Source organism: Sorangium sp. So ce363, assembly GCF_051520435.1.
In the GTDB taxonomy this organism is placed as follows: Bacteria; Myxococcota_A; Polyangia; order Polyangiales; family Polyangiaceae; genus Sorangium; species Sorangium cellulosum_B.
Window position 1 is genome coordinate 145220 of sequence record NZ_CP150333.1, and the last position, 17296, is coordinate 162515.

12 protein-coding genes and 1 pseudogene are annotated in these 17296 nt (G+C 71.2%); 5 read left to right on the plus strand and 8 right to left on the minus strand.

Annotated elements, in window-relative coordinates:
* Positions 1-132: 132 nt before the first annotated feature.
* From WMF12_RS00565 to WMF12_RS00575, 3 genes and pseudogenes are all read right to left on the minus strand, one after another.
* Complete coding sequence (locus WMF12_RS00565; RefSeq protein ID WP_437859349.1) at positions 133-984, minus strand: dienelactone hydrolase family protein; 852 nt, start codon at positions 982-984, stop codon at positions 133-135.
* A complete protein-coding gene (locus tag WMF12_RS00570) occupies positions 981-1964 on the minus strand; it encodes a TauD/TfdA dioxygenase family protein (RefSeq protein ID WP_437748140.1) in 984 nt (327 codons plus the stop codon). The genes WMF12_RS00565 and WMF12_RS00570 overlap by 4 nt, the downstream gene beginning before the upstream one ends.
* Before the next feature lie 145 nt (positions 1965-2109).
* Positions 2110-2445, minus strand: a pseudogene (locus WMF12_RS00575) (type II toxin-antitoxin system VapC family toxin); the annotation flags it as partial.
* 277 nt (positions 2446-2722) lie between these two features.
* Here WMF12_RS00575 and WMF12_RS00580 point away from each other — a divergent pair.
* The 3 genes from WMF12_RS00580 to WMF12_RS00590 all read left to right on the plus strand — a co-directional run bounded on the left by WMF12_RS00580 (position 2723) and on the right by WMF12_RS00590 (position 5914).
* Positions 2723-3361: a hypothetical protein gene (locus WMF12_RS00580; RefSeq protein WP_437859356.1), complete on the plus strand. Its 639-nt coding sequence runs from the start codon at positions 2723-2725 to the stop codon at positions 3359-3361.
* Between the two features lie 163 nt (positions 3362-3524).
* A complete protein-coding gene (locus WMF12_RS00585; protein ID WP_437859364.1) occupies positions 3525-5201 on the plus strand; it encodes an amidase in 1677 nt (558 codons plus the stop codon).
* Between the two features lie 17 nt (positions 5202-5218).
* Positions 5219-5914 carry an acetoacetate decarboxylase family protein gene (locus WMF12_RS00590; RefSeq protein ID WP_437859370.1) on the plus strand — a complete coding sequence of 232 codons (696 nt, stop codon included), beginning with the start codon at positions 5219-5221 and terminating at the stop codon, positions 5912-5914.
* Positions 5915-5978: 64 nt separating this feature from the next.
* Here WMF12_RS00590 and WMF12_RS00595 read toward each other — a convergent pair whose 3' ends face one another.
* From WMF12_RS00595 to WMF12_RS00610, 4 genes are all read right to left on the minus strand, one after another.
* A complete protein-coding gene (locus WMF12_RS00595) occupies positions 5979-6392 on the minus strand; it encodes a PilZ domain-containing protein (protein ID WP_437859378.1) in 414 nt (137 codons plus the stop codon).
* 237 nt (positions 6393-6629) lie between these two features.
* Positions 6630-10736: a DUF3344 domain-containing protein gene (locus tag WMF12_RS00600; RefSeq protein ID WP_437859384.1), complete on the minus strand. Its 4107-nt coding sequence runs from the start codon at positions 10734-10736 to the stop codon at positions 6630-6632.
* Positions 10733-12586, minus strand: a complete 1854-nt coding sequence (locus WMF12_RS00605) for an OmpA family protein (RefSeq protein ID WP_437859393.1) — start codon at positions 12584-12586, stop codon at positions 10733-10735. Before WMF12_RS00605 ends, WMF12_RS00600 begins: the two co-directional genes overlap by 4 nt.
* Positions 12587-13067: 481 nt before the next feature.
* Positions 13068-13856: a DUF2690 domain-containing protein gene (locus WMF12_RS00610; RefSeq protein ID WP_437859397.1), complete on the minus strand. Its 789-nt coding sequence runs from the start codon at positions 13854-13856 to the stop codon at positions 13068-13070.
* A 76-nt stretch (positions 13857-13932) separates the two neighbouring features.
* On the opposite strand from WMF12_RS00610, the gene WMF12_RS00615 reads away from it, so the two are divergent.
* Positions 13933-15150 carry a cytochrome P450 gene (locus WMF12_RS00615; protein ID WP_437859414.1) on the plus strand — a complete coding sequence of 406 codons (1218 nt, stop codon included), beginning with the start codon at positions 13933-13935 and terminating at the stop codon, positions 15148-15150.
* Positions 15151-15180: 30 nt separating this feature from the next.
* Here WMF12_RS00615 and WMF12_RS00620 read toward each other — a convergent pair whose 3' ends face one another.
* Entirely contained in the window at positions 15181-15699 is a 519-nt protein-coding gene (locus WMF12_RS00620; protein ID WP_437873972.1) for a MarR family winged helix-turn-helix transcriptional regulator, read from the minus strand.
* 43 nt (positions 15700-15742) lie between these two features.
* Between WMF12_RS00620 and WMF12_RS00625 the strand changes: the two genes are divergently transcribed.
* Complete coding sequence (locus WMF12_RS00625; RefSeq protein WP_437859419.1) at positions 15743-17248, plus strand: FAD-dependent oxidoreductase; 1506 nt, start codon at positions 15743-15745, stop codon at positions 17246-17248.
* The last annotated feature ends 48 nt before the right edge of the window (positions 17249-17296 follow it).

Sequence of the window (17296 nt, forward strand, 5' to 3'; positions counted from 1 at the left end):
AGGTTCCGACCCGACCCAGGTTGAGGTTCGAGGCTAGGTTCGAGGCTCTGACCCAGGTTGAGGTTCCGGAGGTTCCGACCCGAGGTGCTGACCCAGGTTGAGGTTCCGGAGGTACCAGCGACGGAGCCGCAGCTACCCTGCAGCGCGCGCACCCTCGCCGGCGACGGCCTGCGGCCGCCATTGCGCGACGTTGCCGGTGCGCTCGGCGAAGAATTCCCGCGTGCGCCGCCACGAGAGCTGCGCCGCATCGGCGTGGTACGCCGGCCGCGTCTCGTTGAAGAACCCGTGGCGCGTCCCAGGGTACACGAACGAGATCAGCTCTCGCCCCGCAGCCCTGAACGCCTCCCCCACCGCTGGCGCCCTCGGGGTGATCGCCGGATCCTCCTCCGCATAATGCACCTGCAGCGGAAATCGCACGTTCTTCACCTGCTCCAGAGCCGGCGCCTGCCCATAGAACACCGCGCCCGCCGCGAGCGCCACGCCTGCGACCGCGAGCTGCCCCACGAGCCCTCCGCCCAGCGAGAACCCGACGGCGGCGACGCCCCCCGACCGCACGTCCGACCGGCCGACGAGGTGCGCCGCCGCCGCCCTCGCGTCGGGCAGGTACGTCGACGTGTCGCGGTTACCGAACCAGGCGAACACCTTCTTCAGCCGCTCCTGTTCGTCCGCCGGCAACCGCGCGACCACCTCGTCGCGGTCGGCCGCGCGCAGCAGGCTCACCCCCCGGGCCACCTCCGCCTCGGTGAAGGTCCGGTGCGTCGTGTCGTGCGAATACAGGTTCGGCGCGAACGCGAGGTATCCTTCCTGCGCGAAGCGCCTTGCCAGCTCGATCGTATGGACGGTGAGCCCCAGCCCCTCGTGGAGGATCAGCACCGCCGGCGCTGGCGAGCGCCCGCCCGACGCCGGGCGGACCTGCACCGCCTCCACCGGCCCGTGGGGCCCTTCGAACGACGTCCTCTCGACGCCTGCGCTCGCGGCGCTCATGCCTGCACCTCCGCCTCGGGCGCCTTGTCCTTGCGGGCGGGCTTCAGCTTGCTCGGGGGCCGCTTGCCGAACGGCTCCCCGGCCACGATCTCGGAGCGGACCCCGTCGACCCCCACCGGGATGTCTCCGGTCAGCGTCACCCGGTAGAGGACGCGCTCGACGTCGAGGTGCCCGAGGTCCTGTGGCCCCAGGTGCGCCGTGGCCCGGTTGTCCCAGAACGCAATGCTGCCCGGCTCCCACCGGAACCGCACCGTGTACGCCGGGCGGCTGATCTGCTCGAAGAGCAGGTCGAGGATCGCGCTGCTCTCGCGCGCCGACAGCCCGACGATGTGGCTGGTGAAGCCGGGGCTGACGAACAGCGCCCGCTCGCCGGTCTCGGGGTGGACGCGCACCACGGGGTGGATCGAGATCAGCGGGTTCTCGCGCACCTTGCGCAGGTACGGGCTGTCCTGGTCCTGCGGCGCGAACCGCAGCCCGAAGCGGTGCTCCGCCCGCAGGCCGTCGACGAGCACGCGCAGCGGCGCGGACAGCCCTTCGTAGGCTGCCACGAGGTTCGTCCAGGTCGTGTCGCCGCCGTAGGGCGGCAGGATATGCGCCCGCAAGATAGACGCCGCCGGCGGGTTCACGGCCGCGGTGACGTCGGTATGCCAGCGGTTCTCGTAGCTGAAGCGCCTGCCGTAGCGGCGATCGTAGCGGCGGCTGTCGATGGCGAGGATCTCCGGGTGCTCGTCGAACGGCTCGTCCTCGTGCGGATGGGCGTAGGTCACCTCGCCGAAGCGCGCGGCGAAGGCGATCTGCTCGGCGTGGCCGAGCGGCTGGTTCCGGAAGAAGACGACCTTCCACTTCAGCAGCGCCGCGCGGATGGCCGCCACGGCCTCGTCGGGCAGCGGCTTCGAGATGTCGGCGCCGTGGATCTCGGCGCCGATGTGCCCTGCGAGCGGCTTCACCTGGATGGCTTGATCGGATGCTCTCTGGCTCATGGGTCTCCTCCGCGTGGTCCCCCCCGCCACGTCCTTCCTGACGGTCGGTATGCGGGCGCCGTGCCAGGGTGCGAGCGGCGGCTCGAGTCGGCGAGCTGCCAGCGCTAGGGGGGATGCATGCGAGGAGCTCGCATGGAGACCATTATCAGATGGTCGGAACGAGGCGAGAGCTGCGGATCTGATGATCCTTGGTGATGAGCTCTGCGCTGGCGGTCATCGCCGTCGCAACGATGAGCCGATCTGCCGGATCGCCATGCAAGGGAAGCCGTGCCGCCAGCGCAGCGATCACCGGTTCAATCGGCAAGAGGATCGCCCCGCTTCTGGTGAGCGCGTCCTCGATCCATCTCTGCGCGGGTCGATCAAGCTCGACCCTCCCTTTTGGGGCGAGCATCGCAATCTCCCAGCAAGTCATGGCCGAGACACCAAGCCTATCCGCTCCATCGACGGCCATGGCTGCCTGCTCGGAGAGGCGATCTGGGGACGCGACGAGCCAGAATCAGGCGTGCGTGTCCAGCACGATCACGGCTTGAAGTTCTCCTCGTCGCACGTCCACGCATCGGCATTCTCTGCAGGAGATTCGATGTCATCGACGAACCGAGCGGAGCCTGCGAGCTGTCCGAACCGCTCCGGGTGACGTCGGTGTGACGGGGGGAGCGACGTTGCGCCTGGCATCGCCGGTGCGTTCGCCCCAGCGATGCGCTTGGCCCGGAGACGCAACCGTAGATCCAGCGTCGAGGACGCTTCCGTTATCGCCCCGCGTGAGAGAGGCGGCATCGCGCTGGCTTTGTCGGCTGCACGCTCCCGGCGACCCCGCGCGGCTCGCCTCGTGGGTGCTGCAGAACGGTGGCAGCGAGGCGCTGGCCAGGGCGGCAGAAGACGCCGAGAGCTCGTTTGGCGGTCTGCGCAGCGTCGATCGGATCCAGCGCTTCGGCGGGATCCTGATGCTCGAGCGAGCCCTCGCGGAGGGGAGCGTCGCGGAGTGGCCTATTCAGCAGACTCCCGGCGGCCCTGCGATTCTCCTGAGCCAGGATGATCTCGACAACCACGATACGCTCGCTTGTATGACAGAAGACGGCAGTATGTGGGCATACGATTTCAGCTGGGGCGAGTGGGAGCGCACGAGCGACTCCGTGCGCACGTTCGTCGCCCGCATTGCGCTGTGGGGACACCCCAAAGAAGTGCCGACCCATATCGCGCTGTCGTCGCTTGGCCGTGAGCTCTCCCGGGCGCTCGGCCTGAGCGAGGTCGAAGAGGCTAGCGACTCCATCGGCACGTTCTACGCGGGCGACACGGCGCTGGTGTTCGAGCGGAGGCGACCCGACCGAACCGTGACGCGCATGCGCGAGCTGCGCCCCGAGGCGGTGCTTGCCTGGGACGACCTCACCTCGTCTGCCTGAGCTCCAGATCGCGGCGGCCGACGTCCCAGGCCCTCCCACGCGCGGATCGACGAGGAACGACGACCGATCCCGCCACCGACGACACGCAGCTACGGCGTGATCTCGCGGAGCACCCTGACCATGAGCCGCCGCGCCGCCCGCCGCGTCGAGTAAGCTGCGCCGCATGAAGGTCCCCCGACTCACCGGCCGGGCGCTCACCGCGGCGCGCCTCGCCGCCGAGGCGCCCGGATCCTCCGCCGCGCTCCGGGAAGTGATGAAGCGCAGCCTGGGCATCGATCGCCTCGCCTCGCTTCCGGACGCCTTCCGCGACGACGTCCCCGCAGAGGCGCGCCCCCTCCAGGCCGCGCCGCCGCGGCGCTGGGAGGACGCCGGGCTCGGCGCGCCCCCCGTCCGCGACTGGCCCAGGCCCTCGGTGGCCTACGCGGCGGCCTACCGCAGGGGCGCCACCACCCCGCTCCGCGTCGCCGAGCGCGCCCTCTCGGCGCTCGAGGCGCTCGCCGCCGAGCGCCCGTGCATGAACATCGCCGTCGCCACCTCGCGCGAGGCGACGCTCAGGGACGCCGACGCGTCGACCGCGCGCCACGCCGCGGGGCGGCCGCGCGGCCTGCTCGACGGCGTGCCCCTGCTCGTCAAGGACGAGTTCGACGTCGAGGGCCTCCCGACCACGCTCGGCTCGCCCTGCGGCCCGCAACCGCCCGCGCCGCGCGACGCCGCCGTGGTCGCACGGCTCCGGCAGGCGGGCGCCGTGTTCCTCTGCAAGACCGTGCTCACCGAGTGGGGCATGTCGCCGATCGGCAACAGCGTCCACCAGCGCATGCCCCACAACCCGCACCACAAGGAGCGCGCCGCGGGCGGCTCCTCCACCGGCTCCGCCGTCGGCGTGGCGCTCGGGCTCGCGCCGCTCGCGGCCAGCGGCGACGGCGGCGGCTCCATCCGGGCGCCCGCCGCGCTGAACGGCGTCTTCGGCATCAAGCCGACCTTCGGCCGCGTCAGCCGCGCCGGCGACGGCTTCAAGGGCTCGGTCGCCCACGCCGGCCCGATCGCCAGCAGCACGGCCGATCTCGCGCGCTTCCTCGACGCCGTCGCCAGCGAGCCCGACCCCGACGACGACCTCACCGCATGGGCGCCCGCGCCGCCCCCCGGAGGCTTCGGCGCGCGCCTCGGCGCCGGCGTGCGCGGCCTGCGCATCGGCGTCGACGAGGCGGAGTGGCGCGACGCCTCCACCCCGGTCGCGAGCGTGTGCTGGGGGGCGCTGCGCGCGCTCGAGCGCGAGGGCGCGACCCTCGTGGACGTGAAGATCCCCCTCGCCAGGCACGCGGCCTCCATCGGCTACCTCGTCATCGGCCCCGAGTCGCTCGCGGCGTTCCAGCGCGCCTGGAGGGAGCAGCGCGACCTCATCAGCGAGGACCTGCGCGTCACCTTCAGCCTCCTCTCGGGCGTCACCGCGCTCGAGCAGATCGACGCCGCGCGGCTGCGCGCGGGCATGCGGCGCGAGGTGGCGCGCGCCCTCGCCGGCGTCGACGTCCTCGCGCTCCCGACGACGGCGATCACCGCGCCCCGCTACGCGCAGGCCGAGGAAGGCCGCGCCTTCCTGGATCCCATCGCCCTCGACGGCATGTGCCGCTTCGCCTTCCTCGGCAACCTCACCGGCCTCCCCGCCGGCACGGCGCCCGTCGGCGTCGACGCCGAGCGCCTGCCCATCGGCCTGCAGATCCTCGGCGACGCGTGGGACGAAGCGGCCGTCCTCGCCGTCCTCGCCCACCTCGAGCGATCGGAGCTCGCGAGCGCGCGGCGCCCCCCGGGGGCGATCGATCTGCTCGAGGTCCCTGATCCCATCTAGTCCAAGGAGAGGTCGCGATGAGCCGGAGCGCCGGAGGTCATCCTCCCGACGTGAAGCCAGCGCCAGCGCCGTGGACGCTGGCTGGCGATGCAACCCTCGTGATGCTCGAGCTCCCGGAGCGGCTGCTCAAGGAGCAGAGCTTCATCCCGGAGGCGCTCCGCCCCCGCTTCGAGGGGCGCTACAGCCTGCTGATGGCGCTCGACTACACGTCGTCGAACGTGGGGCCTTATCGCGAGCTCCTGTTCATCCCCGGGCGCTTCCGCACGCGCCGCGGCCTCTGCTGGTCCATCAGCAAGATCTACGTCAGCTCGTGGGACAGCGTGGTGAACGGGCAGCTCAACTGGGGTATCCCCAAGGAGCACGCCGATTTCGAGATCGCGCGCGAGGCGGACGGGAGCGAGCGCTTCCGGGCATCGCAGGGTGGCGACGTCTTCGCCGATCTGCGCTTCGCGGCCGCGGGCCCGAGCCTGCCCGCCTCGAGCGCGCTCGTGCCCGCGCGCCTCCGCCGGCTGGTGCACCACCGCGACGGGCACGACTATTTCTGCGCGCCGACCGCGCGCGGGCGCGCCCGCCACGCGCGCCTGCTCGAGGCGCGCGTCGATCCGGCGCGCATGCCGCGCGTCGACGAGGGGCGTGTGGTGTTCGCCGTCCGGCTCTCCAGCTTTCAGGCCGAGTTCCCGGTCGCCGACGTCGAGCCCCATCGCTCGCTCTGATCTCTCACCGCGGGCAGCTGCCCCGCAGCGGCGTCAGGGCCGCTCGGTCGCTCGAGCGCGCAGATCAGCTGAGCGAGATCATCGCGGCCGTCGCCGCGTAGTCGACGCGCTGCGCGCGGTAGGGGTACGTCGGCGGGAACTGCTCGAGCGCCGCGCGGAGGCGCCGGCTCGACGCCCTGTCGAGCGGGTCGAAGCGCAGGCCCACGGCGCGCCCCGGGTCGCCCAGGCGCCGGCCGTGGAGCGTGCGCGCGATCGTCGCCGTCGCGTCGATCCAGACGCTCGTGTCCGGGATCCGGAACGAGACGATCACCGGCTCACCCGTGAGCGGGCGGGCGCTCGTCAGCACGAGCATGCCGTCGATCGACAGGTCGATCGCCCGGGTCCCGAGCAGCCGGAAGCCCCGCTCGCGCACGGCCTGGCACTCCACGATCGCAGCGCGGCGCGTGGCGCGGCGCTCGCTGGCGAGCAGCATCTCCATGGTCGTTCTCCTTGGCGCGGTACGCTACGGAGGACGGCTACAGGTGGACAAGAAACTTACAGCGTAGCGTCCCGCGCTGCGGCGGGTCGATGACGAACGCTGGTCGTTGAGGAGCGGGTGGGGGGGATCTCGGCGCCCCTGAGGGCGCTCGCGACGAGAGGCGCCCGCGGCCGCTCGGGGGTCGCCGCCCCGCCAGGTGGGCGGGGCGGCGTGCGGCCGTGGGCTTCTATCCGCCGGTCAGCGGCCCGCGCGCCGCCGGCGCAGGGCGAGGCCGGCGAGGGCGGCGAGCATGGGCAGGAGCGCGGCAGCGCCACGGGTGCTGCCCGCGGGCGTGGGCCGCGCGGCGCAGAAACCGTTGCCCTCGGCGAAGATGCCGGTCGGATCGTTCTCGCTCTCGGGCGCGCAGGTGCCCGCCGTGCTGTCGGTCGAGCTGCACACCTCGCCGGACGGGCAGGTGTTGCCCTCGGCGCCGCGGCAGCCCTCCACGCAGGCGTGCTCCTCGCAGATCATCCCGCTCGTCGCGCCGCCGCAATCGCTGTCCTGCCGGCACGCCGGAGGCGTCTGATCGTCGTCGCCATTGTTGGGATCTGTCTCGCCCTCGTCGATGGCGCCGTTGTGGTTCGCGTCCTCCACGCCGTCGGTCACGCCGCCGTCGTCCGTGTCCGGATCGAGCGGGTTCGTCGTCGTCGTGGGATCGGCGTCCGCGATGCAGGTCCCCGCGTCCGCGTCGGTCGCCGCGTTGTCGCAGGGCAGGCCGAGCTCGGTGCCGTCGAACAGCCCGTCGCCGTCGCTGTCGGGGTCGAGCGCGTTGATGAGGCCGTCGCCGTCGTGGTCGTCGCTGAAGTTCGGCTCGTCGCCGTCGATCACGCCGTCGTCGTCGCTGTCGGCGTCGTTCGGGTCGGTGCCGATCTCGTCCTCGAGCGAATCGACCAGCCCGTCGCCGTCGCTGTCCGCCGGCGTCCCGTCGTCCTCGCCGAGGTTGGGATCGGTCTCGCCCGCGTCGACGACGCCGTTCAGGTTGATGTCCTCGTGACCGTCGGGCACGCCGCCGTCGTCGGTGTCGGCGTCGAGCGGGTCGGTCTTGGTCGCGCCGGCGTCCCCGTCGGGGCGGCAGTGGCCCGCCTCCGCGTCGGTGCCCTCGCGGTCGCAGGGCAGGCCGAGCTCGGTGCCGTCGAACAGCCCGTCGTTGTCGCTGTCGACGTCGCGCACGTTGATGAGGCCGTCGCCGTCGGTGTCCTCGCCGGGCTTCGGCTCCTGGCCGTCGGGCACGCCGTCGTCGTCGGTGTCGGCGTCGTCCGGATCGCTCCCGATCGCCTCCTCCTCCGCGTCGGGCAGCCCGTCGCCGTCGCGGTCCTCGTCCACCGCGTCGTCGTCGCCGTTGTTGGGATCGGTCTCGCCCTCGTCGATGGCGCCGTCGTGATCCGCGTCCTCCGCGCCGTCGGAGATGCCGCCGTCGTCCGTGTCCGAGTCGAGCGGGTGCGTCGTCGTCGCGGGGTCGGCGTCCGCGACGCAGTTGCCCGCGGCGGCGTCGGTGGCGGCGTTGTCGCAGGGCAGGCCGAGCTCGGTGCCGTCGAACAAGCCGTCGCCGTCGCTGTCGGGGTCGAGCGCGTTGATGAGGTCGTCGCCGTCGTGGTCGTCGCTGAAGTTCGGCTCGTCGCCGTCGATCACGCCGTCGTCGTCGCTGTCGGCGTCGTTCGGGTCGGTGCCGATCTCCTCCTCGATGACGTCGATCAGCCCGTCGCCGTCGGTGTCCGCCGGCGTCCCGTCGTCGGCGCCGTTGTTGGGATCGGTCTCGCCCGCGTCGATCTCGCCGTCGAGATCGAGGTCCTCCTGGCCGTCGGGCACGCCGCCGTCGTCGGTGTCCGGATCGACCGGCGAGGTCTTGGTCGCGCCCCCGTCCGCGTCGGCGCGGCAGTGGCCCGCATCGGCGTTGGTGTCCTCGTTGTCGCAGGGCAGCCCGAGCTCGGTGCCGTCGTAGAGCCCGTCGTCGTCGCTGTCGACGTCGCGCACGTTGATCAGCCCGTCGCCGTCGGTGTCGTCGGCGGGGTTCGGCTCCTGGCCGTCGAGCGCGCCGTCGTCGTCGGTGTCGGCGTCGTTCGGATCGCTCCCGATCGTCTCCTCCAGATCGTCGCTCAGCCCGTCGCCGTCGGTGTCCGTCGGCGGCACGTCGTCGGCGCGGACGTTCGGATCGGTCTCGCCCGCGTCGACGACGCCGTCGAGATCGAAGTCCTCGTGGCCGTCGGGCACGCCGCCGTCGTCGGTGTCGGCGTCGAGCGGGTCGGTCTTGGTGGCGCCGGCGTCCCCGTCGGCGCGGCAATGGCCCGCATCGGCGTCGGTGGCCGCGTTGTCGCAGGGCAGGCCGAGCTCGGTGCCGTCGTAGAGCCCGTCGTTGTCGCTGTCGGGGTCGAGCGCGTTGATGAGGCCGTCCTCGTCGGAGTCCTCGTCGAAGTCCGGCTCATCGCCGTCGATCACGCCGTCGTCGTCGCTGTCCGCGTCGTTCGGGTCGGTGCCGGTCTCGAGCTCGTCGGGATCCTCGATCCCGTCGTTGTCCGAGTCGCAGCCGTTGTTGAGCACGCCGTCGCAGTCGTTGTCGATCGAATCGCCGCAGACCTCGGCGCCCGTCGGCTCGCAGACGCAGGCGTGCGTGTCGGGATCGCACGTCGGCGAGAGCGGCCCGCAGTGCGCGTCCGTGAGGCACTCGACGCACTCGTTGGGCTCCGCCGCCGTGTCGCAGTGAGGCGTCGGCGCGGCGCACTGCGCGTTGGTCTCGCATTCGTCGATGACGACCTCGGTCGGCGGCACGCCGTCGGTCGGGCCGTTGCCGTCGGTCGGCGTGTCCTCTTCGGGCGCGCCCTGCTGCCCGGAGGCGCGGACGATCGCCTGGTTGGCGATGACCCCCGAGGCGTCGCCGTTGACCGTCACCTGGAAGGTCACCCGCGTCGACTGCCCGGCGGGGATCGACCCCCCCGCCGTCCCGTTCGCGCCCGTGCCGAGCCGCACGCGGACCGTGCGCGTCCCGGCGTCGTACTCGCCCTGGTCGTCGGCGGCCGCGTCCGTCTTCGCGCCCATGTTCGCGCCCGTCAGGATGGAGAGCGAGCCGGGCACGTAGGTGACGCCCGCGGGCAGCGGATCGGTGAGCACGGTGCCCCTCGACGCGTCGTTGCCGCTGTTGACGACCTCGATCGTGTACTGGAGCACGTCGCCCGGGAGCAGCAGCCCGCCGTTCACGTCGACGGCCGACTTCGAGGAGGACGTGAAGTCCGGCCTGAAGGTCGAGATCGACGTGATGAAGCCGGCGAGGAAGTACAGATCCATGCTGCTCGACGCCACGATGGGCGCCGAGGTCTGCCTCGGGGTCACCAGCGAGGTGATATCGAAGACGTCGATATCCATGCCCGCCATGGTCCCCTGGGTGCCGGCGAGCTGCGGCAGATCCCCGACGTTCGACACCGGCGCGTTGAAGTAGGAGCGCGTACCGTTGAAGAAGTTGTCGGCCGGGTTCTGCGTATTGCCGAGCGCGGTCCCGTTGAAGAGGAACTGGTCGCCCGTGTGGGCGAGGTCCCCCTCGAACGCGACCATGCCGATCTTCGCGTCGTAGCCCGCGTTCGGCACCAGGAACCCGTCCAGGATGGTGTTCTGGGTCGACCCGCTGGCCACCGTGTCGAGGCCGTCGAAGAGCGCGAGGTTGCGCGGCGGCTCGGAGGCGAGCTCGTAGAACACGACCAGCCACCACCCGGCGAAGTGGTTGTTGAAGTCGCTGTTCACGAAGCTCGCGCTGTTGATGCCGCTCACCCGGTACGCGCCGGACCCGTGCTCCTGCACGAGGGCGGTGATGTTCGCGACCGACTGGTAGTAGACGCGACTCGAGCTGATCGTCTCGACGAAGTCGATGGCGGTCACCGCCTCGGAGAAGCCGCCCGCGCCGGGCCGCTCCAGGGTGACGGCTTCGTCCGCGTCCCCGGTGGGCCCGAGGTGCGCGCCCCAGTAGAGGTACGCGTGGGTGACCGTCGCGCCGGCCGGCACCTCGAGCACGGCGGTGGTGCGCGCCTGGGCGGCGGTGATGTTGGTGTTCGCCTCCGCCTGGCCCTCTGCGGGCGAGTCGGAGCGCCAGTAGGTGTCGGGCGCGCTGTCGCCGGTGCCGCTCCCGCACGGGCCGCGGTCGCCCAGCACGGGCGACTCGATGTCGTCGCTGCCGCACTCGTTGCCCAGCGTGTTCCCGATCAGAATGAAGTCGCCCCGCTGGTCGACCTGCTCGCGCAACTCGGGCGCGGCGTGCGCGGCGCCGCCCTGCCCGCCCACGGAGGCGAGCCCGACAAGACTACCTATGACCCAACGTCTCTTCACGGCGCCTCCTGCTGCTGCTTCGGCTTCTTCTCGAGGATCTTGAACTGCACGCGGCGGTTCTGCTGGCGTCCCTCGTCGGTGTCGTTCTCCGCGATCGGGACGTCGGGCCCGTAGCCCTTCGACGCCAGCCGCTCGGCCTCGATGCCGCGCTGGACCAGCGCCTTCATGACCGACTCGGCCCTCGCCTGGCTGAGCTTGATATTGTACGCGCGTCCGCCGCGCGGGTCTGTGTGCCCTTGCACCTCGATCTTGGTGATCTCCGGGTGCTCCTTCAGCACACCCGCCACCTCATCGAGGAGCGGATCGCTCACCTTCTTGATGGTCGCCTTGCCGGTGTCGAACTGCACCTGCTGGAGGATGACGATCTCCGTCTCCGTCATGCGCACGGCGACGGGGCAGCCGTTCTTCGCCGGATCCGGATCGGGCTTGCCCTTCTCGTCGGGGCAGGCGTCCTTGTCGTCTCGCACCGTGTCGCCGTCGCGGTCGCCGGGGCAGCCGTTCGTCGCCGGATCCGAGGTGCGGATACCGGGGATGTCGGGGCAGGCGTCCTCCGCGTCGATCACGCCGTCGCCGTCCCTGTCGGGCGGCGGCGGGCAGCCGTGCTTCTTCGGATCCTCGTTCGCCGGGCCGGCCTCGTCCGGGCACGCGTCGACGTCGTCCGTGATGCCGTCCTTGTCGCGGTCCCCGGGCGGCGGGCAGCCGTGCTTCTTCGGGTCGTCGTTCGCGATGCCGGGCGTGTCCGGGCACGCGTCGACGCGATCGAGGAAGCCGTCCTCGTCGCGATCGGACGGCGGGCAGCCGTTCTTCTTCGGATCCGGGTCGCCGACGCCGGGCACGTCCGGGCACGCGTCCTTCTCGTTGACGATGCCGTCCTTGTCGCGGTCCGGATCCGCGCGCCGGACCTCGGGCGAGTACGCGAGCATCGCGACGGCGCGGAAATCCGGGGTGCCGATTCCCGAGGTGAAGCCGGGGCCGGCGGCGACGCCGAGCTCGAAGTCGCGGAGCGTCGGCGCGAAGCGGTAGCGCAGGCCGAGCAGCGCCTCGACGTTCGTGTTGCGGGCCTCCGGGTCCTCCAGCACCGTCGACACGGTCGCCTCGGGGCCGATCTGGAGCTGCTCCTCCGAGCCCAGCAGCAGGCCGACGCCCGCGCCGCCGTTGAACATCAGGCCTTGCCGCACCTGCGCGAACGTCTGCGCGGGGCGCAGATCGACGCCGGCCGCGGCCGACCAGACGAAGCCCGGGATCCGGCCTCCGGCGAGGATCTGCGGCAGGCCGCGGACCGACTCCTCGCCCACGAACGAGCCGTCGCGGTCGCCGGTCGGCACCCACACGAAGCCGCCGACGGCGAGCTGGAACGGGTCGAAGTAATCGCCGAGGAGGCGCAGGCGCAGCCCGACCCGGAGATCGCCGAGCTGCACGTCGCTCGGCGACCTGAACGAGAGGCCCTCGGCCGCGGGGCTGTCGCCCTGCTGCAGCACGGCGAGGGGCAGGTCGACGTTGACGTGCAGCCGATCCCAGAGCGTGAGCGAGGAGTTCAGGTGCAGGAACAGCTGGTGGCCGACGATCGCGCCGAGGTTCTCGTCGCTGCCCTCCCGCGTGAGCACGAGCGGGTTGTGCGCGTAGTCGCCGAGCAGCATCACGTGCAGCGTCGCGCTGCCGTCCTGGTTCGGCGAGGCTGCATACGGCGACGGCACACCGAACATCCGGTCGCCGGCGGGCGCGGGGCTGAAGCGGTTGAGGGCGAGGCCGCGCGCCGGTCCCGCTTCCTGAGCGGACGCTGGCGCGGCCCACGCCGCCGCGGCTAGGGCGGCGGCGCCGCAGATCCATCGAGGGGGCAAGGGGGCTCTCATGCGCAGGATCACCTTGGGTGCTTTGGGCGAGCGGCCGTCGACTGCTCCGGCGCGCAGGCAAGTTGGGGGAAACGCGGCGTACTCGACGAGGAGGATCGGCGAGCAGCCTAGAAATCCCGGGCCGTCTTATAGGCTTCGCAGGACGCTACCGGTGGACTTTTCGCTGGGCGGCCGTCCGAATTCGGATCGGCCTCGACAGGGCGGCTCTCCTGCGAGCCGGCCTTCGCAGCGCGGCCTATGCAAGGCGTGTGCACGCCTCGCCGTCGCGTGGGGCGGGTGGTTTGTCGGGGATCTCGCGGCCCCAGCCGGCTCTGCGGCGGGCCGATTGAGGCCTACAGACATCAGCACTGCGGCCTCGGTGCGGCGGTATCGACCAGGATCGAGCGGGGGCGCGCCGGCGCGCCGGCGCGCTCGGCCGGCGGGCTCTGCGGTGCTCGCGGCCCCGGCGCTGCGTCGCCGGAGGCCTGGGTTCCCCGTGGGATCAAAAGTTCGTTCGGACGGTGCCGCTGAATTGAAAGATGCCAGGGTTCGAGCCGATCTTGCCAACGGCGGTGAACCTGGATCCTGGCGTGACGGCCAGCATCGGCGAGCGGAGCGCGTCGATCGGTGAGGTCGACTCGGCCTGGCTCGTCGCGTAGGGCGAGCTCCTCGTGATCTCTGCCCGGAGATACGAGCTGCCGCTCGTCACGACGGTCCTTGCCCATGCCGCGTTGCAGCTCGCCGAGTACCGGATCACGATTCCCGACCGCGGTGTAGCCCGACATGATGTCGCTCGACGCCCGCGTGACCGCGTCGGCCTCGCACCCGGTCGCGCCAGGGTCCTGCCCGGTGCACGACGCGCCGTGGCAGCTGCCGAGCGCGGCAGCGGCCTCGCCCACGTCCTCCTGCGCGGAGCGCTCTCCGCCGAGCGGCTCGGGATCGGACGTGTCGGCGATGCAGCCGGCGAGGGCAAAGGAAGCTCCGAGGGCGGCGGCGGCAAACGAGGAGGCGATACGCATGGTCCATGTCCTTTCGAGCCCTGGGGACGCGGGCATCGCGCTACCGAGCGGCGCCGGCGCGTCGAGGTCTCGGCCTGGGTACGGGCGGAGGGCACCGGCCGGTTCCCGCGTCCGCGTGAAAGGACCCGTGTCGGGCGCCGCCCAGGACTCGCTACGTCAGGCGCCGCGGGCTCATCCGGGGCCGCCGGCGGCTCGCGGTGGCCGGGCGCCGCGTCCGTCCGGGTCGTGTCGACTGGCGTATTCCGCGCGGGAGGCGCGTTCCAGCGCTCCATCTCGTGGGTGCATCGACTACCATCGTCTCCGAACGGCGGCTGCCACCGGCGACTCCAGACGACGGAGGTTTCGACGATGAACCTTTTCCCCGACGAGATGCGGCGGGATCCTTATCCCCTCTACGATCAGCTGCGGACCGGCTCTCCCGTGTTCCATGTCGCTCCGCTCGATCTCTGGATGGTCTTCGATTACGACGGGGTGAAGCGGGCGCTGACCGATCATGACGCCTTCAGCTCCGCGGTGACGCCTCCCACCGGCAAGGCGCCGGACTGGATCGTCTTCTCCGACCCGCCGCGCCACACGAAGCTTCGATCCATCGTCCTGCGGGCGTTCACGCCGCGCTCGATCGCGGGCCTGGAGCCGCGCATCCGGGAGCTGTCGCGCGATCTCCTGGATCCGTGGATCGAGCGCGGGGAGATGGACCTCGCGGCGGACTACGCGGGGCCGCTGCCCACGATGGTGATCGCGGAGATGCTCGGCATTCCCCCCGAGGACCGGGCGCGGCTGCTGCGCTGGAGCGAGGCGATAGTGAACCTCAGCCACGCGATCTCCGGCGGCGAGGAGGCGGCGAGGGCCGTGAGCGAGCACGCCGTGGTGAAGGAAGAGATGAAGGCGTATCTCGCGGACCTGATCGAGGCGCGCCGGAGGGCGCCGGCGGAGGACCTCTTGACCCGGCTCGTCGAGGCCGAGGTGGACGGCGAGCGGCTGACCGAGGGAGACATCCTGAACTTCTTCCAGTTCCTGCTCGCGGCGGGCACCGAGACGACAACGAACCTGATCGACAACGCGATCTTGTGCTTCCTCGAGAGCCCGGCGGAGCTCTTCCGCCTCCGGGCGGCGCCCGAGCTCTTGCCCTCGGCGATCGAGGAGGTCCTGCGCCACCGCTCGCCGCTGCAGATGGTGTTCCGCGAGACGAGGCGCGCCGTCGAGGTGCACGGCCAGGTGATCCCGGCCGGGAAGCTGGTGCTGCCCGTGATCGGCTCCGCGAACCGGGATCCGCATCAATTCCACGACCCTGGCCGCTTCGACATCGGGCGCGACCCCAACCCGCACGTCGCGTTCGGCCACGGCATCCACTTCTGCATCGGGGCGGCGCTGGCGCGCCTGGAGGCGCGGATCGCGCTGCCGGATCTCCTCTGCCGTCTGGAGGGCCTCCGGCTCGCGAGCGACGAGCCGTGGGAGCCGCGCAAGGCGATCATCGTGCACGGTCCGGCGCGCTTGCCGATCCGCTTCGAGCCGGGGAGGCGCGCCGCGGTGCACGCCGCGGGGGCGCGCACGCCGTGTTCCGGGTGAAGGCGGCGCCGCAGGAGGCCTGCGACCACCTCAGGTCTTGTCCGTTCCGCTTGACTGCGCCATCAAGTCGTCCACGAACCGGCGCATCAGGCGCACCAGGTCGCTGAAGTCTTCCTCACTCCACGTGGCGAGGATAGGGGCCGCAAGCCTCTGACGCGCGGCGTCCAAGGCGTCCGTCATCTGCCGCCCCTTGTCGGTGATCACCGCCTCATGGATGCGACGATCGGCCGGGCTCGGTCGACGTTCGATCAGCCCAAGGCTCTCGAGCTTCGCGACCTGGCGGCTGACGGTCGTGTAATCGCGCCCCGCTCGGTTCGAGAGCTCGACCACGCCGATCGGCCCGAAGCGCTCGATCCCCACCAGCAGCCGAAAGAGGGCTTGATCCAGGGAGATGCCTGCCTCCGCGAGCAGCGCCTGATCGCGCTGCGGCTGGTTCATGAGCGCGATCAGATCGACCATCGCTCCGTGGAGCTCGCGGAGCTTCTTTTTTGTGATGCGTGTATTTTGCACAAATTTCCTTGACGCTTCGGAGGGCGCGGTTATATGCATCATACACATATCTGAAACGCGGTCCAAAAAAGCGGAGCTCGCTGTGGAATCTACTTTTTCGACGGATGTCCTGATCGTCGGCGCAGGTGCTGCTGGGTTGACCCTCGCCATTGAGCTCGCCCGTCGGGGCGTTGCGTTCCGGCTCATCGACAGGCAGGACGGGCCCTTTCGCGGCTCGCGCGGCAAGGGGATCCAGCCGCGCAGCCAGGAGGTGTTCGAGGATCTGGGCATCCTCGACCGCGTCGTTGCGACCGGCGGCCTGTACCCACCCCCGCGGGTATATCGCGACGACGGAGGCTACGAGGAGTCGCAGATCATGGAGCCTCAGGACCCGACGCCTGGCGAGCCCTATCGTCTGCCGCTCCTCGTGCCTCAATTCCTGACCGAAGCCGCGATGCGCGAGCGTCTGGCGGAGCTCGGGAAATACCCGGAGTTCAGCCGCGAGCTGAAAGGCTTCGAGCAGGATGGCGAGGGGGTCAACGCCCGCATCGCCGGCCCGACGGGCGAGGAGACGGTCCGCGTCCGCTATCTCGTCGGAGCGGACGGCGGCCGCAGCGTCGTACGGCACGCGCTCGCGATCGGCTTTCCCGGCAAGACCCTGGGAGTGCGCGCGGTCGTCGCCGACGTCGTCCTGGAGGGACTCAGCAGGGCCGCCTGGCATCGCTTCAACGAAGGGTCGATGGAGAAGCAGATGTCGCTGTGCCCGCTCGTCGGCACCGACATGTTCCAGTTGCAGGCGCCGATTCCTCTCGAGGGTGATGTCGATCTCTCCGCCGAAGGCCTTACAGCGATGGTCACGGGCCGCACGGGCCGAGGCGACATCGTGATCCGCTCGGTCTCCTGGGCCTCCGCCTACACCATGAACGCGCGCCTCGCCGACCGTTACCGGGACGGGCGCGTCTTCCTCGCCGGCGATGCCGCGCATATCCACCCGCCGACGGGTGGGCAGGGCCTCAATACGAGCGTGCAGGATGCCTACAACCTCGGCTGGAAGCTCGCCGCCGTTCTGGCAGGCGCGCCGGAGGCGCTGCTCGCGACCTACGAGGAGGAGCGCCGGCCGATCGCCGCGGAGACGCTCGGCCTGACAACGAAGCTCCTGGAGGCGGCCAAGCGAGGCGTCATGCGCCGCGGACGCGAGGTGCATCAGCTCGATCTCGGATACCCGGAATCGTCGCTGGCCCTGGAAAAGCCGAAACGCAGCGGCGGCATCCTCGCGGGCAATCGAGCGCCGGACGCGCCCGTCCGCGGCGTCGCGGGGATGCCGACGCGGCTCTTCAAGCTCTTCCAGGGTCCACACTGGACCTTGCTGGGTTACGGGTCGGACCGGCTCTCGGCCGTCGAGCCGCGCCCCGGACTTCACATCCACGCCGTCGGGCCGCGCGGCGACATCGTCGATGATGGCGGCCATCTCCGCGCTGCTTATGGCGTGTCGCACGGCGACTGGGTGCTCGTCCGGCCGGACGGCTATATCGGCGCCATCGTGTCGTCCGACCATGCACCCGCTCTGGAAGCCTACCTTGCCAGCGTCGGGCTCCCATCACGAAGATGACAAGGACGAGAGCGCGCTCTCGCCACGCCGCAGGCTGTGGAGTTCACC